At 64.3% G+C, this 14,593-nt stretch carries 12 protein-coding genes; 1 reads left to right on the top strand and 11 read right to left on the bottom strand.

All coding sequences use genetic code 11. From position 1 onward, the window contains the following. Nucleotides 1-13: 13 nt before the first annotated feature. The 7 genes from M9955_23430 to M9955_23400 all read right to left on the bottom strand — a co-directional run bounded on the left by M9955_23430 (nucleotide 14) and on the right by M9955_23400 (nucleotide 9,475). Nucleotides 14-1,021, bottom strand: coding sequence for a TIGR03842 family LLM class F420-dependent oxidoreductase (locus tag M9955_23430; protein ID MCO5084597.1), 1,008 nt, complete (start codon nucleotides 1,019-1,021; stop codon nucleotides 14-16). Nucleotides 1,022-1,061: 40 nt separating this feature from the next. After that, a complete protein-coding gene (fgd, locus tag M9955_23425) occupies nucleotides 1,062-2,069 on the bottom strand; it encodes a glucose-6-phosphate dehydrogenase (coenzyme-F420) (protein ID MCO5084596.1) in 1,008 nt (335 codons plus the stop codon). 129 nt (nucleotides 2,070-2,198) lie between these two features. Next, complete coding sequence (gene lhgO / locus M9955_23420) at nucleotides 2,199-3,386, bottom strand: L-2-hydroxyglutarate oxidase (GenBank protein ID MCO5084595.1); 1,188 nt, start codon at nucleotides 3,384-3,386, stop codon at nucleotides 2,199-2,201. Between the two features lie 25 nt (nucleotides 3,387-3,411). Then, nucleotides 3,412-5,583, bottom strand: coding sequence for a methylmalonyl-CoA mutase (scpA, locus tag M9955_23415; GenBank protein ID MCO5084594.1), 2,172 nt, complete (start codon nucleotides 5,581-5,583; stop codon nucleotides 3,412-3,414). A gap of 12 nt (nucleotides 5,584-5,595) precedes the next feature. Then, nucleotides 5,596-7,614 carry an acetyl/propionyl/methylcrotonyl-CoA carboxylase subunit alpha gene (locus M9955_23410; protein ID MCO5084593.1) on the bottom strand — a complete coding sequence of 673 codons (2,019 nt, stop codon included), beginning with the start codon at nucleotides 7,612-7,614 and terminating at the stop codon, nucleotides 5,596-5,598. A 25-nt stretch (nucleotides 7,615-7,639) separates the two neighbouring features. Further along, a complete protein-coding gene (locus tag M9955_23405; protein ID MCO5084592.1) occupies nucleotides 7,640-7,933 on the bottom strand; it encodes a hypothetical protein in 294 nt (97 codons plus the stop codon). 9 nt (nucleotides 7,934-7,942) lie between these two features. Beyond that, on the bottom strand, nucleotides 7,943-9,475 hold the full coding sequence (locus M9955_23400) for an acyl-CoA carboxylase subunit beta (GenBank protein ID MCO5084591.1): 1,533 nt from the start codon (nucleotides 9,473-9,475) through the stop codon (nucleotides 7,943-7,945). 131 nt (nucleotides 9,476-9,606) lie between these two features. On the opposite strand from M9955_23400, the gene M9955_23395 reads away from it, so the two are divergent. Further along, nucleotides 9,607-11,019, top strand: a complete 1,413-nt coding sequence (locus tag M9955_23395; GenBank protein MCO5084590.1) for a short-chain fatty acyl-CoA regulator family protein — start codon at nucleotides 9,607-9,609, stop codon at nucleotides 11,017-11,019. On the opposite strand, the gene M9955_23390 is transcribed toward M9955_23395, so the two are convergent. The 4 genes from M9955_23390 to M9955_23375 are packed head-to-tail and all read right to left on the bottom strand — an operon-like array spanning nucleotide 11,016 to nucleotide 14,547. Then, complete coding sequence (locus tag M9955_23390) at nucleotides 11,016-11,885, bottom strand: SDR family oxidoreductase (GenBank protein MCO5084589.1); 870 nt, start codon at nucleotides 11,883-11,885, stop codon at nucleotides 11,016-11,018. The genes M9955_23395 and M9955_23390 overlap by 4 nt on opposite strands. 53 nt (nucleotides 11,886-11,938) lie before the next feature. Further along, nucleotides 11,939-12,856 carry a glycosyltransferase gene (locus tag M9955_23385; protein ID MCO5084588.1) on the bottom strand — a complete coding sequence of 306 codons (918 nt, stop codon included), beginning with the start codon at nucleotides 12,854-12,856 and terminating at the stop codon, nucleotides 11,939-11,941. A 3-nt stretch (nucleotides 12,857-12,859) separates the two neighbouring features. Next, nucleotides 12,860-14,251: a glycosyltransferase gene (locus tag M9955_23380; GenBank protein ID MCO5084587.1), complete on the bottom strand. Its 1,392-nt coding sequence runs from the start codon at nucleotides 14,249-14,251 to the stop codon at nucleotides 12,860-12,862. Nucleotides 14,252-14,268: 17 nt separating this feature from the next. Continuing rightward, nucleotides 14,269-14,547: a hypothetical protein gene (locus M9955_23375; GenBank protein MCO5084586.1), complete on the bottom strand. Its 279-nt coding sequence runs from the start codon at nucleotides 14,545-14,547 to the stop codon at nucleotides 14,269-14,271. Between the last annotated feature and the right edge of the window lie 46 nt (nucleotides 14,548-14,593).

The following is a 14,593-nucleotide window of genomic DNA, read 5'->3' as shown; positions in this document are numbered from 1 at the left end:
CCCGTCCAGCGTTTCACCCCTTCGCAAATGCCGGGATCACGTCGCGGCCGTAACCGGCGATGATCTCTTCTTCCTGGCCGCTGTCCAGATAGATGTTGAACTGCGTCACGCCGGCCTTCTGCAGCGCCTTGATCTTGGCGACGTGCTCCTCCGGCTCGCCCAGCACGCAGAAGCTTTCGACCACGTCCGGCGTGATGAAATCGAGATACGGATTGTCGCTCTGCCCGTGCTTCGAATAGTCATAGCCGCGCCGCTTCTCCACATAGGAGGTGAGGCTCTTCGGCACGAGATCGGAATCCTTGCCGTATTTCTCGACAATGTCCGCGACGTGGTTGCCGACCATGGCCGGAAACCACTTCGTCGCCTCGATCGCCTTGTCCCTCGGGCCGAAGTAGGCCGGCGCGGCCGCCATCGAGCGGAAGCCGGACATGTCCTTGCCGGCCGCCTTGCCCGTCTCGATGCACTGGTCGGTGAACCATTTGCACAAGCCCGGCTCGGCGATCTGCAACACGACGCCGTCGGCATGCTCTCCCGCTGTCTTCAGCGCCAGCGGCCCGTAGGCCGCGATCCAGGCCGGCATCTCGTGCCCCACTGCCCATGGAAACTTCACCGGCTCCGGCGATTCGCCGTAGACGACCTCGTCGCCGCGCACCATCGCCTTGGTCTTGTGTATGAACTCGGCCACGCGCGCCAGCGTCGCCGGCTTGAAGCCCATGACGCGCCGCGAGGAATCTCCCCGGCCGACGCCGAGGTCGAAACGGCCGCCGCTCTGCTTCGACAGCGAGCCGAAGATGGAAGCCGCGACGGACCAGTCGCGCACATCGGGGTTGGTGACCAGCGGCCCGAAACGCATGGCCGTGGTGTGCTCCATGCACATGGCGATGGCCGCGTAGCAGTCGCGCCACAGGATATGGGAATCGTAGAACCAGCAATATTTGAAGCCGGCATATTCGGCCATGCGGACGAGGTAGCGCGCCCGCTCAGCCTCGACAAAACCCTTGAATGTAATAGCGAATTCCAATGTCCTCACTCCGTTCTGGCCGGTTCCTCCGGCCTTCCCCTCAGCCGAATGTCTTGCGCAGCTTCGGCATCACCTGTTCCGAGAAAAGCCTGATGAAGCGTTTCTGGTCCGAACCCGGAGCATGGAACACAAGATGCCGGAAGCCAAGATCGACATAGGGCCGGATGCGCTCGACCATCTCGTCCGGATCGTTGGTGACGATCCAGCGCTTGGCGGCGCGCTCGATCGGCAGATTATCGGCCAACTTCTCCATTTCCAGCGGGTCTTCGACCGACATCTTCTCCTCCGGCGACAGCGACAGAGCCGCCCAGAACCGCGTGTCCTCCAGCGCGCGCTGCCGGTCGGTGTCGAAGGAGACTTTCATCTCGATCATGCGATCGATCGAATCCGGCGTCCTGCCCGCCGCATCGAGCCCGGCGGCGACGTTCGGCAGCAGCGTCTCGCTGTAAAGCTCAGGCGCCTTGCCGCTGGTGCAGATGAAACCGTCGGCGACGCGGCCGGCGAATTTCGCGATCATCGGCCCCGCACCCGCGACGTAGATCGGCACCGGAACGTCCGGACGGTCGTAGATCGTGGCGTTCTCGGTCTTGTAATAGGTGCCGTCGAAGGTCAGCCGCTCCTCCCGGAACAGGCGGTTCATCAGGTCGACCGACTCCCGCAGGCGGGCAAAGCGCTCCTTGAGTTCGGGCCACTCGGTGCGCGTGGCGGGCACCTCGTTCAGCGATTCGCCCGTGCCGATGCCGAGGATAATGCGCCCCGGAAACAGCGAACCCAGCGTCCCGAAAGCCTGCGCCACGATCGAGGGATGGTAGCGGAACGTCGGCGTCAGCACGCTGGTGCCGATCTGCACCCGGGACGTCCGCGCGCCGAGCGCGCCCATCCAGGACATGGCGAAAGGCGCATGTCCGCCCGTATGCCGCCACGGCTGGAAATGATCGCTGATGAAGACGGAGTCGAAGCCTGCCGCTTCCGTCTCGACGGCGAAATCCAGCAGATCGCGCGGCGCGAACTGCTCGGCGGAAGCCTTGTACCCGATCCTCAACGACACGCTTTACCCCTTGACGATGTTTGCAACGATAGGCGACGGTGCGCCTCCCGGCCGCTTGACCGGAAAGCCGCGATCATCAGGCTAGAGCATTTTTCCGCGCGGCGAAATGACTCCCGCCCGGCATACTGTTCAGGCCAGAATCTTCGCGGCGATCATCCTTGCGATGGGGATGGCGGACGTGGCCGCCGGTGACGGCGCGTTGCAGACATGCAGGGTGCGCCGCGTCGCGGCGAACAGAAAATCATGGATCGCCTCGCCTCGGGGCGTCACCGCCTGCGCGCGTATGCCGGCGGGATAGGGCCGCAGATCCTCCAGCGTCAGACCGGGGCAGTATTTCCGGCACTCCCGCAGATAGCCGCGCGTCCAGATGGAGTTGCGCAATTCTCCCGCCGCATGCCGCCAGTTCTTCGCGACGAGCTTCCAGAAACCGCCATAGGTGGCGAGATCGAGCGTGTCGCGCACGTCGAAAGCAAGGCGGGGATAGCCCTCCCGCGCCAGTCCGAGCACCGCGTTCGGACCGACCGTCACGCTGCCGTCGATCATCCGCGTCAGGTGGATGCCGAGAAAGGGCAGCGACGGGTCGGGCGCGGGGTAGATCAGATGCCTGACAATGTCGTTCCTTGACGGCGGCAGCACGAAATATTCGCCCCGGAACGGCACGATGCGGAAATCCGCCTTCGCGCCGGCCAGCCGCGCAAGCCGATCTGACTGCAATCCACCGCAGCAGACGAGACGGCGGGCCTGCCACGATTCGTCGCCCGCCACCACCGTGACGCTTTCCTGCTCGTCCCTGATTCCCGTCACCGCTGCGCCTAGCCGTATCTCCGCGCTGGCCTTGCGCAGCAGGTCGGCCATCTTCTCGCAGATCCGGAGATAGCTCACGATACCCGTTTCCGGGCTTAGAAGAGCGCCGACGCCTGCAATGTTCGGCTCCAGTTCCCGCAGCTCCTCGGGTCCGACGCGACTGAGCTTCAGCCCGTTCGCCGTCGCCCGCTCGAACAGCGCATCGTTGCGGCGCAGTTCGACCTCGTTGGTGGCGACGATCAGCTTGCCGCAGGTGTCGTAGGGAATGCCGTGCTCGTCGCAGAAATCCTTCGTGGCATGCAGGCCCTCGAAGCAGAGTTTCGCCTTCAGGCTGCCCGGCGCGTAGTAGATGCCGGCATGGATCACGCCGCTATTGTGACCGGTCTGGTGGAAACCGACGCGCTCCTCCTTCTCCAGCAGGAGAAGGCTTGCGCCGGGCCGCTGCCGCAGGAGTTCCAGCGCCGTCGCCAGCCCCACTATGCCGCCGCCGACGACGCAGAAATCATGGATCACGACACGGCCTCCGGCGGCACACCTCTCAGGCGTTGCGCCTCTTGCCTTCGATGAGATCGAGAACGGCACGCGCCGAATCGAGCACGTTGGTGCCCGGACCGAAAACGGCCGCGACGCCGTGGTCGAAGAGAAACTGATAGTCCTGCCGCGGCACCACGCCGCCGACCACGACAATGATGTTCTCCGCGCCTCCGGCCTTGAGCGCCTCGACCAGTTGCGGCGCCAGCGTCTTGTGGCCCGCAGCCAGCGAGGACATGCCGACGACGTGCACCTTCGCGGCGACCGCGGTCTCGGCCGCTTCCTCCGGAGTCTGGAACAGCGGGCCGGCGACGACGTCGAAACCGATGTCGCCGAAGGCGGACGCGATGACCTTGGCGCCCCGGTCGTGGCCGTCCTGCCCGAGCTTGGCGACCAGCACGCGCGGCTTGCTCCCCAGCCGCTCCGCGCACGCCTCCAGCCGCTCGACCAGCGTGGCGTATTCCGGCTCGTCCTTGTATGCGGGGCCGTAGACGTGTCGCACCACCTTCGGCACGGCGGCGTGATCGCCGAAAGCCTTGCGCAATGCATCGGAGATTTCGCCTACGCTTGCCCGTGCGCGGGCCGCTTCCACCGCAGCCTCCAGAATGTTCCCCTTGCCGCCGCGCGCGACGTCCGTCAGCGCCGCCAGCGTCTGCTCGACGCGCCCCGGGTCGCGCTGCCGGCGGATCTGCTCCAGCCGCCTGACCTGCGACTCGCGCACGGCCTTGTTATCGATGTCCAGAATGTCGATCTGGTCTTCTTCTTCCAGACGATACTTGTTGACGCCGACGATGACCTCGTCGCCCCGGTCGACCGCCGCCTGCCGTCGCGTCGCGGCTTCCTCGATGAGCCGCTTCGGCAGGCCCTCGACCACGGCTTTCGTCATGCCGCCCATCGCCTCGATTTCCTCGATGAGCTTCCACGCGGCGTCTGCCAGCTCCTTTGTCAGGCTCTCGACGAAATAGGAGCCGGCGAGCGGATCGACGACCTTCGTGACGCCGGTCTCGTGCTGCAGGATAAGCTGCGTGTTGCGCGCGATGCGGGCGGAAAATTCCGTCGGCAGCGCGATCGCCTCATCGAACGAATTGGTATGCAAGGACTGCGTGCCGCCAAGCACCGCGCTCATCGCCTCAAAGGCGGTGCGCACGATGTTGTTGTACGGGTCCTGCTCCTGCAACGATACGCCCGACGTCTGGCAATGGGTCCGCAGCATGAAGGATTCGGCCTTCTTCGGCTGGAATTCCTCCATGATGCGCGACCAGAGCAGCCTTGCGGCCCTGAGTTTTGCCGCCTCCATGAAGAAGTTCATGCCAATTGCGAAGAAGAAGGAGAGCCGCCCGGCGAAATCGTCGACGTTGAGCCCTTTCCTGAGCGCGGCCCGCACATATTCCCGCCCGTCCGCCAGCGTAAAGGCGAGTTCCTGCACCAGCGTCGCGCCCGCCTCCTGCATGTGGTAGCCGGAGATGGAGATCGAGTTGAACTTCGGCATCTCCTTCGCTGTGTACTCGATGATGTCGGCGATGATCCGCATCGAGGGCTCGGGCGGGTAGATGTAGGTGTTGCGGACCATGAACTCCTTCAGGATGTCGTTCTGGATGGTCCCCGAAAGTTTTTCGCGCGCGACCCCTTGCTCCTCACCCGCGACGATGAAACTGGCGAGGATCGGGATCACCGCGCCGTTCATGGTCATCGACACGGAAACCTTCTCCAAAGGGATGCCGTCGAACAGGATCTTCATGTCCTCGACGGAATCGATGGCAACGCCCGCCTTGCCGACGTCGCCTTCCACGCGCGGGTGATCGCTGTCGTAGCCGCGATGGGTCGCGAGATCGAAAGCCACCGACACGCCCTGCTGCCCCGCTGCGAGCGCCTTGCGGTAGAAGGCGTTGGACGCCTCGGCGGTCGAGAAGCCGGCATATTGCCGGATCGTCCAGGGCCGCCCGGCATACATCGTCGCGCGCGGCCCGCGCAGGAACGGCTTTTGGCCCGGCAGGCTGTCGAGATAGGCGTTACCCTCCATATCCGCGGCCGTATAGAGCGGCTTGACTGCAATGCCTTCCGGCGTCTGCCAGACCAGCGTGTCCGGGTCGCGCTTGATCTCCTTCTCAGCAGCAGCACGCCAGTTGGCGAGATCGGCGGTTTCTGCCGGCTCTTCTCTTCTCAGCGATTGAGCACCCATCGCAACTGCCATCTAGTCGAACTCCATGATCAGCTCGTCGACCGCCAGGCTGGCGCCAACCTTGGCTCCGATCTTCTTGACCACGCCCTGCCGCTCGGCCCTGAGCACGTTCTCCATCTTCATGGCCTCGACCGTGGCGAGCGTCTGGCCGGCCTCGACAGTCTGCCCCTCGCTGACGGCAATGGCGGTCAGCACGCCCGGCATCGGGCACAAAAGAAGCTTCGACGTGTCCGGGGGCAGCTTCTTCGGCATCAGGCGCGCCAGCGCCGCCGCACGCGGGCTGCGCACGCGCGCGACCACGTCCATGCCGCGCCATCTGAGCCGCCAGCCGCTGCCTGACTGCGAGACCTTCACGCCAAGGCTTTGGCCGTCGACCGAGAAGTGCGCGTGGCTCATGCCGGGCCGCCAGTCGCTCTCGACGCACGCCGTCTCCCCGCCGTCGAATGCCACGTTCGCACGCCCGTCGCCGGATTCGATACGTGCCGCGAATTCGCGGTCGGCCAGCGTTACCACCCAGTCCTGCCCGACCACCCGGCGGTGATTGTCGAGCGCCCCCGATATGGCGACATTGCGGCGCTCGCTGCGCAGGTGCACGAACGCGGCGACGGCGGCGAGCGCGCTCGCCTCCCTCCCGCCCGGCGCGACGCCCGCAAAACCTTCGGGAAATTCCTCCGCAATGTAGGCGGTGGTCAGCCGGCCGTCGCGAAAACGCTCCTGCTGCATGACCGCCGAAAGGAACGGCAGGTTGTGGCCGATGCCCTCCACCTCGAAGTCGTCGAGCGCCCGGCCCATGGCCTCGATGGCGGCGAGGCGGGCCGCCGCCCCCTCTCCCGGAGCATAAGTGCAGAGCTTGGCGATCATCGGATCGTAATGCATCGAGATCTCGCCGCCCTCGAAGACGCCGGTGTCGTTGCGCACGACGGTGCCGTCTTCGCGCTGCCCCTCGACGGGAGGCCGGTAGCGCGTCAGGCGGCCGATGGAGGGCAGGAAGTTGCGATAAGGGTCTTCGGCATAGAGGCGGCTTTCGATCGCCCAGCCGTCCAGCTTCACATCCTCCTGGCGGAACCGCAGCGTCTCGCCCGCCGCCACGCGGATCATCTCCTCGACCAGATCGAGCCCGGTGATCAGCTCCGTCACAGGATGCTCGACCTGAAGCCGCGTGTTCATTTCGAGGAAATAGAAATTGCGGTCGCCGTCCACGATGAACTCGACCGTGCCGGCGGAATAATAGCCGACAGCCTTGGCCAGAGCGACGGCCTGCTCGCCCATCGCCTTGCGCGTCGCGGCGTCGAGGAACGGCGACGGCGCCTCCTCGATCACCTTCTGGTTGCGGCGCTGGATCGAGCATTCGCGTTCGCCGAGATAGACGGTGTTGCCGTGCTGGTCGCCCAGAACCTGTATCTCGATATGTCGCGGCTGGGTGACGAATTTCTCGATGAAGATGCGGTCGTCGCCGAAAGAGGATTTGGCCTCGTTTCGGGAAAGCTGAAAGCCCTCGCGCGCCTCGGCGTCGTTCCAGGCGATGCGCATGCCCTTGCCGCCGCCGCCGGCGGACGCCTTGATCATCACCGGATAGCCGATCTCGCTGGCGATCTTCGCCGCTTCCTCGGCGTCCTCGATCAGCCCCATATGGCCGGGCACCGTGCTGACGCCGGCGGAGGCCGCTATCTTCTTCGAGGTGATCTTGTCGCCCATGGCCTCGATGGCGACCGGCGGCGGACCGATGAAGGCGACGCCCTCGGCCTTCAGCGCCTCGGCGAAGTTGGCGTTCTCCGAGAGGAAGCCGTAGCCCGGATGAACCGCATCCGCGCCGGCCGCCCGGATGGCGTCGACGATCTTGCTTATGACGATATAGGACTGGCTCGAAGGCGGCGGGCCGATATGAACCGCCTCATCCGCCATCTTGACGTGCAGCGCGTCGCGGTCGGCGTCGGAATAGACGGCGACCGTGGCGATGCCGAGCTTCTTCGCCGTCTTGATGACCCGGCAGGCGATCTCGCCGCGATTGGCTATCAGGATTTTCTTGAACATCAAGCGTTTTCCAGTCCCGGCGTTTTCAGTCTCTGTATCGCTTTTCATAGGGCATCAGCATGATGGCGGACGCCGTCATCGCGCCGCCGAAAATCGAGGCGAACGGGACGGCGATCAGCAGGACGGGTATGACCGGGTTCGCGGCGTTCGCTATGCGGGCGCCGATGCCGCCAACGTCGAGCAGGATCAGCGCCACGGCCGCCAACGCGCCGATCAGGCTGCCGAGCGCCGCGTTCAGCGCCATGAAGCGCAACATCCGCCAATGATCCTTCCTCGCCTCCTCCGGCGTCAGTTCCGGCTTCTGCGCGTCGCGCATCATGCAAACGCCTCACAACGGAATGGTGTCGTGCTTGCGCCAGCGCGTTTCCGCGCTCTTGCCGCGCAGCGCGGCGAAGGCGCGCGCGATGCGGCGGCGTGAGGAATGCGGCATGATCACCTCGTCGATGAAGCCGCGTTCGGCCGCCACGAAAGGATTGGCGAAACGGCTCTCATACTCGCTGGTGCGCGACGCGATCTTTTCCGGATCGCCGAGTTCGGACCGGTAGAGGATTTCCGTCGCGCCCTTGGCGCCCATCACCGCGATCTCGGCCGTCGGCCAGGCATAGTTCACATCCGCGCCGATATGCTTGGAGGCCATCACGTCATAGGCGCCGCCATAGGCCTTGCGCGTGATCAGCGTCACCATCGGCACTGTCGCCTGGCTATAGGCGAAGAGAAGCTTGGCGCCGTGCTTGATGACGCCGCCATATTCCTGCGCCGTGCCGGGCAGGAATCCGGGCACGTCCACCAGCGTCAGGATCGGTATCGAGAACGCATCGCAGAAGCGCACGAAGCGCGCAGCCTTGCGAGAGGAATCGATGTCGAGACAGCCGGCCAGCACCATCGGCTGGTTCGCCACCACGCCCACCGTCTGTCCCTCGATGCGCAGGAAGCCGGTGATGATGTTCTTCGCGAACGCTTCCTGGATCTCGAAAAAATCGCCCTCGTCGGCAATGGCGAGCACCAGCTCCTTCATGTCGTAGGGCTTGTTGGCGCTGTCCGGCACCAGCGTGTCGAGCCGCATCTCCAGCCGCGAAGGGTCGTCGTGGAACGGCCGCACCGGCGGCTTCTCGCGGTTGTTCAGCGGCAGGAAATCGAACAGCCGGCGCACCTGCTCCAGCGCCTCGACATCATTTTCGAACGCGCCATCGGCGACGGAGGATTTTTGCGTATGCGTGCGCGCGCCGCCGAGTTCCTCGGCCGTGACGATCTCGTTGGTGACGGTTTTCACCACGTCCGGGCCGGTGACAAACATGTAGGAGGAGTCGCGCACCATGAAGATGAAATCGGTCATCGCCGGAGAGTAGACCGCACCGCCCGCGCACGGTCCCATGATGACCGAGATCTGCGGAACGATGCCGGAAGCGTCGACATTGCGCTTGAACACCTCGGCATATCCGGCAAGGGACGCCACGCCTTCCTGGATGCGCGCGCCGCCGGAATCGTTGAGGCCGATGACGGGCGCCCCGTTCTTCACCGCCATGTCCATGATCTTGCAGATCTTCTGCGCATGCGTCTCCGACAGCGAACCGCCAAGCACGGTGAAATCCTGGCTGAACACATAGACGAGCCGGCCGTTGATCGTGCCCCAGCCGGTGACTACGCCGTCGCCGGGCACCTTCTGGCTGGCCATGCCGAAATCGGTGGCCCGATGGGTGACATACATGTCGAACTCTTCGAACGACCCTTCGTCGAGCAGCACCTCGATCCGCTCGCGCGCCGTCAGCTTGCCCTTGGCATGCTGGGCATCGATGCGTTTCTGCCCTCCGCCGAGGCGTGCCTCGGCGCGCCGCGCTTCCAGCTGGTCGAGCACCGCACGCATCAGCCTCCTCCGTCCTTTTGATCATTCGATTTGTCGTTCCGCTTATCGCCGGTCGAAGCGGGCCGGAACGCTTGAAAATGTGCGCATGTGCAGTGTATAAAATTGCAAAGTAGATTTTGCAAAAATGCGAAATGGCTCCTCCTAAACTCTACATCGGGCGGAAAGTCCGCGACCTGCGCCTCGCCGGCGGCCTGACGCAGGTACAGTTTGCCTCGCGGCTCGGCATTTCGACAAGCTATCTCAACCAGATCGAGAACAACCAGCGCCCGGTATCTGCCGCCGTGCTTCTGGAACTCGCGGAAAAATTCCAGATCGATCTGGCCGATATTTCGCAGACCGATGGCGACCGCATGCTGTCGGCCCTGACGGAAGCGCTTTCGGATTCCGTCTTCGACAGCCATCGGCCGACCCTTCAGGAACTGAAACTGATCACCCAGAACGCGCCGTCGCTGGCCCGCGCGCTCATCTCCTGCCATCAGGCCTACCGCAAGGCGACGGAGCAGCTTGTCAGCCTCGACGATGCGCTCGGCCGCAACGCGTCCGTCGCCGAACCGAGCCCATACGAGGAAGTCCGGGATTTCTTCCATTTCGTGGACAATTATGTCCACGAGCTCGACGTTGCGGCGGAGAAGCTGGCCCACGCGCTCTCCCTGCCCGAGCGCGAGGCCGGAACGGCCCTGACCGACTATCTGGAACGAAAGCACGGCGTGCGCACCACCCGCGCGCGCCCGGACGACGACATGATCAGGCGTTTCGACGCCTCTTCGCGCACGCTGTTCCTGAACCCCTATTTGCCTGCCGCGACCCGCACCTTCCAGACGGCGTTCCAGATCGCGGCGCTGGAGATGGAGCCGGCGATCGACGAGATCGCCAGACGGGCCGCCTTCCGTTCGACGGCGGCGACCGAGGTCTGCAAGATCGGTCTGAAGAACTATTTCGCCGGAGCGCTGGTCCTGCCCTACCAGATATTCATGGCCGCCGCGAAGGAACTGCGCCACGACCTTGAACTGCTCGCCGCGCGTTTCGGCGCCAGTATGGAGCAGGCGGCGCACCGCCTTTCCACCTTGCAGCGGCCGGGCATGAAAGGGATTCCCGTTTTCTTCGCGACGGTCGACCGCGCCGGCAACATCACCAAGCGTCACAGCGCGGTGAGGCTGCAATTCGCCCGCTTCGGCGCGGCGTGCCCGCTCTGGAACGTGCATCAGGCCTTTGAGGCGCCCGGCCGCATCATAAGACAGCTCGCCGAAACGCCGGACGGCGTGCGCTATCTTTCCGTCGCCGCCGAGGTCCGCAAACGGACGGCCGGCTACCACGCGCTCAACCGCTCCTACGCGATCGCGCTGGGCTGCGAAATCTCCTATGCAGGCGACTTCGTCTACGCCGATGGTCTTGATGTCGAGAATCGCGCGGCGTTTGACCCGATCGGCATCTCCTGCCGCATCTGCGAGCGCCGCGACTGCGTGCAGCGCGCCGTTCCGCCGTTGAACGCAGGCATCCTCATCGACCAGAACGCACGTGCGACCCTGCCTTTCGCGGTGTCCTAGCCGCCTCGCCCGAACGCGCGCATCTGCCGGATCAGTTCCGGCCATGCCGGCGGCGCATACTCCGTGGCTTCCCGAAACCGCTCCGCATTCAGCGATCGATCGATCTTCACCGCAGAGTCGGGAATGATCTCGATCGTCTTTCCATAGGCTTCCGCGATCAGCCTGAGCAGCGAGAACTTGTCGATCGGCTCCGACGCCACGTGCCAGAGGCCGCGCAGTTCCGGTCTTGGCGCGACGACGTCGCGGATGACGCGCGACAGTTCGAGCGTGGTGAGGCCGGAAAAGATCGCCTGCGTGTAGCCCTTCACGGAAGGTCCCCGCTGGCTCAGGAACCAGTCGAGAAGCGAGACGGACGAGCGGATTTCATGCCCGATGATCGATGTCCGGAGCGTGATGGCGTGATCGTAGTCGACTTCGCCGAGATACTTCGATTTCCCGTACATATCCTCGGCATCCGAAGGATCTGTCTCGCGGTACATGCTCCCCTTTCCATTGAAGACGCAATCGGTCGAGACATGCACCAGGCGTGCGCCCGCTTCGCCGCATATCTTCGCAAGGCGATGCGGAAACAGCGCGTTGATCTCGATAGAAACGATCGGGTCCTTGGCTTCGGAAAGCTGCTTGATGACGCCGATGCAGTTCAGGACGAGATCGGGCTTCTCGGCGGCGATCTCCTCGTTCAGCCGACCACCGTCGGATATGTCCAGCCCCCCCGCGATCGATGCTGTCGCCGTGCGCGGCAGGGCGTCCAGCCCGTCGAGACTGCGTGCCCTGCCGGCGACGGTCCATCCCTCGGAACCCGCAAACAGGCGGTAGGCGGCATTTCCAAGCATGCCGGAAACGCCGAGAATCAGGATTTTAGGCATGGTCGACACTGCTCATTCTGGTGTTCTTTGAGTTGGTTCGCAGACCGGACGGATCATCTTGAGGTTCCGGCGGCGGAAAGACGGTCGACAAGATCATCGACGATTGCTGTCACGGCTTCGAAACGATCGTCTTTCAGATCCGCCAGCCGCCGTCGCGCCGCCTCGAGGCTCGCCGCCTCGGCGACGTCGCCCTTGATCCGCGCGACGACCTGAAACGCTTCGAACGCCTCGTCATAGAGCATTCGGAGAAATCCCCCGGTCAACGCGCCGTCTCGCTCCGCCGCCCGCCTGTACAGAAAATCGCGTCCCTTCACGCTTTCGACATAGGGAAAACGCTGGTCGTGCCGGGAATGCACCCCGGTCAGCGGCATGCGCACCGCGACCACCGGAGCCAGTCGCGACAGGCGGGTCCACAGATCGATATCCTCGCACACTCTCATGCTCTCATCGAAGCCGCCATTGGCGATCACGAGGTCGCGGCGCGCCATCACGGACGGACAGGTGATGAGATTGTGCCTAATTTCAAGGAGTTGCGGATAGATGCTGCCTTCCATTGCCGCCGGAATGATATGTCGCGGATGAAGGATATGGTAGGCGTCGTCGAACTCGAAGAAATCCGTGTAGCAGAAGCCTGCCTCCGGACTTGCGTGGAGCGCGTCGAGTTGCAGCCCCAGCTTCTCGGGAATCCAGACGTCGTCGCTGTCCAGAAACGCGATCCACTCGCCCCGCGCCGCCTCGATGCCAAGGTTGCGCGCTCCCGAGGCGCCTCGACGCTGCGAATCCAGATCGCGATAGCGCGCGCCGAGCACCGAGGCGAACTCGCGGCGAAGTTCGGACGTCCGATCCGTTGAGCCGTCATCGACAAGGATCAGCTCCCAGTCCTCGAACGTCTGCGCCAGCAGGCTGCCCACTGCCCGGTCTAGACAGTAGGCGCGGTTGTATGTCGGCAGGATCACCGAAATCGCCGGCATGATCTATTCCCCGATATGCCAGACAGCGAGCTCGGGACGGCAGAACGCCGCAAAGGCAGCCGAGCTTTCGAGCGGCGTGCCGCCACCCCTGACGCGATAACCTCCATCGATAAGGGAACGATGGATCACCAGATTTTCGAGCCGCAGCTCCTCCGTTCCCGGCACGCGCATGGCGATATCCATGCTGGTCAGCGGGCGCGAGAGCGGCGCGATCACCATCGCCGTCTCGCCCTGCTGCATCATGTGCGCCGCGAACTCCACGGGCGCACGTCGTGGCAGCCGCCTCCCCGGCCGCGCGAAGGTGACATATGCGCCCCGGCTGGCTTCCAACCCTGTGTTGAGAAGATCGGTCTCATGCGCATCGTCCGGCGCCAGCACGACGCGGAGATTCTTCCGGCCGCGCTCGCCCGATTGATCGAAGCCGGTTCCGCGACGGGTCACGACAAGCACTTCGAGGTCAGCATGCCTCGAAGCCTCGGCCCATTCGAGAATCCGGGCTGCGTCGGCCTGCTGTCCGTTCGCGACGGGCACGACCAGCGTGACGGGTGTGTGATCGCGGAAGAAATCGGCGCGCTCCCGGGCGAAGGTTTCGGCCTTGCGGTAGGGCGAGCCCGCCAGATGGCGCGTCATATGCTCGAAGAAGCGCAGCGAACTGCCCATCATCTGGACCCGCTCGGCTTCCGTACGGTCGCCCATCATGTCGATCCAGAGATCGTCGCCTTCGATCACCGCATTGGCATGGTTGGACCCCTGTTCGGGGTGAATGCGGTAGTGAACCAGCGATTCTGGCTGGTGGAAGAACTCGTAGTCCCGGAGCAGCCTGTTCCAGAACCGGTAGTCCTGTACGTAGCGATATTGCGGATCGAACTCGCCCACGGCGCGCATCACCTCCGCCGGAGCGAACAGCGTGCATCCGTTGATGGAACCACTGAGCAGCGCCAGCATGGGCGCGCGCATCAGCCGGGCGCGATCGGCGGATATCCGCTGATAGACCTTTCCCGCCGGGTCCATCAGTTCGTAATCCGAGAAGAGGACGGCATCCGGCTTGCCGAGGCGCTTGTGATAGGCGGCCTGCATCGCCGTTTTGTGCGGCACGAAGAGATCGTCGTGGCTCAGCCAGCAGAAGAACTCTCCACGCATCTCCCGAAGACCGCGATTGAGCGCGCCGGCGACGCCTTGATTCTCCTGACGAATGTACCGGACGCGCGCACCGCCTCTGGCCGCGATCATCTCCGCCGCGCCGCCATCCTGCGACCCGTCGTCGACCACGACGATCTCGAAATTGTCGTATGCCTGCCTCAGCGCGCTGTTGAGCGCCAGCCGGAAATAGTCGCCGCCATTGTAGACGGGCATGACGATGCTCACCATCGGCGAGACGGGCGCGACATTGAACATGGGTTTGCTTCCGCGCTTCACGCCTGCAGGTCACCCGATGCTCTGAGGCGCTCCCACAGTTCGAGATTGCGGTCGCGCTCGCGCGCCGCCTGCGCGACGGCACGGTTGAGATCGCTGCGCAGCCGATAGATTTCGAGCTCCATGAGTTCGACCCTGCCGTGCGTGGCCTCGTTCATCCTGCGCTCGCCTGCCAGACGCGCCGCGACAGCCGCGGCTCGGTCGCGCAGCCTTGAGACGGCCGCCCGCAGCAACGGGCTTCTGAGGATGAGGCCCTTGGCTCTTCTGATTAGGCCCATTTTCGCAACCTGCCTCTTCCTTCCAGATACCGGACACCTCCCGCAG

The sequence above is a fragment of the Rhizobiaceae bacterium genome (assembly GCA_023953845.1).
Lineage (GTDB): Bacteria > Pseudomonadota > Alphaproteobacteria > Rhizobiales > Rhizobiaceae > Arvimicrobium.
The sequence above is the reverse complement of the archived record's forward strand: the minus strand, read 5'-3'. Positions and strand labels throughout refer to the sequence as shown.

What these genes read in the sequence shown, in the direction of transcription:
- scpA (MCO5084594.1), bottom strand. Translation starts at nt 5,583, where the DNA reads ATGGGTGCTCAATCGCTGAGAAGAGAAGAGCCGGCAGAAACCGCCGAT.
- M9955_23410 (MCO5084593.1), bottom strand. Translation starts at nt 7,614, where the DNA reads ATGTTCAAGAAAATCCTGATAGCCAATCGCGGCGAGATCGCCTGCCGG.
- M9955_23405 (MCO5084592.1), bottom strand. Translation starts at nt 7,933, where the DNA reads ATGATGCGCGACGCGCAGAAGCCGGAACTGACGCCGGAGGAGGCGAGG.
- M9955_23400 (MCO5084591.1), bottom strand. Translation starts at nt 9,475, where the DNA reads ATGCGTGCGGTGCTCGACCAGCTGGAAGCGCGGCGCGCCGAGGCACGC.
- M9955_23395 (MCO5084590.1), top strand. Translation starts at nt 9,607, where the DNA reads ATGGCTCCTCCTAAACTCTACATCGGGCGGAAAGTCCGCGACCTGCGC.
- M9955_23390 (MCO5084589.1), bottom strand. Translation starts at nt 11,885, where the DNA reads ATGCCTAAAATCCTGATTCTCGGCGTTTCCGGCATGCTTGGAAATGCC.
- M9955_23385 (MCO5084588.1), bottom strand. Translation starts at nt 12,856, where the DNA reads ATGCCGGCGATTTCGGTGATCCTGCCGACATACAACCGCGCCTACTGT.
- M9955_23380 (MCO5084587.1), bottom strand. Translation starts at nt 14,251, where the DNA reads ATGTTCAATGTCGCGCCCGTCTCGCCGATGGTGAGCATCGTCATGCCC.
- M9955_23375 (MCO5084586.1), bottom strand. Translation starts at nt 14,547, where the DNA reads ATGGGCCTAATCAGAAGAGCCAAGGGCCTCATCCTCAGAAGCCCGTTG.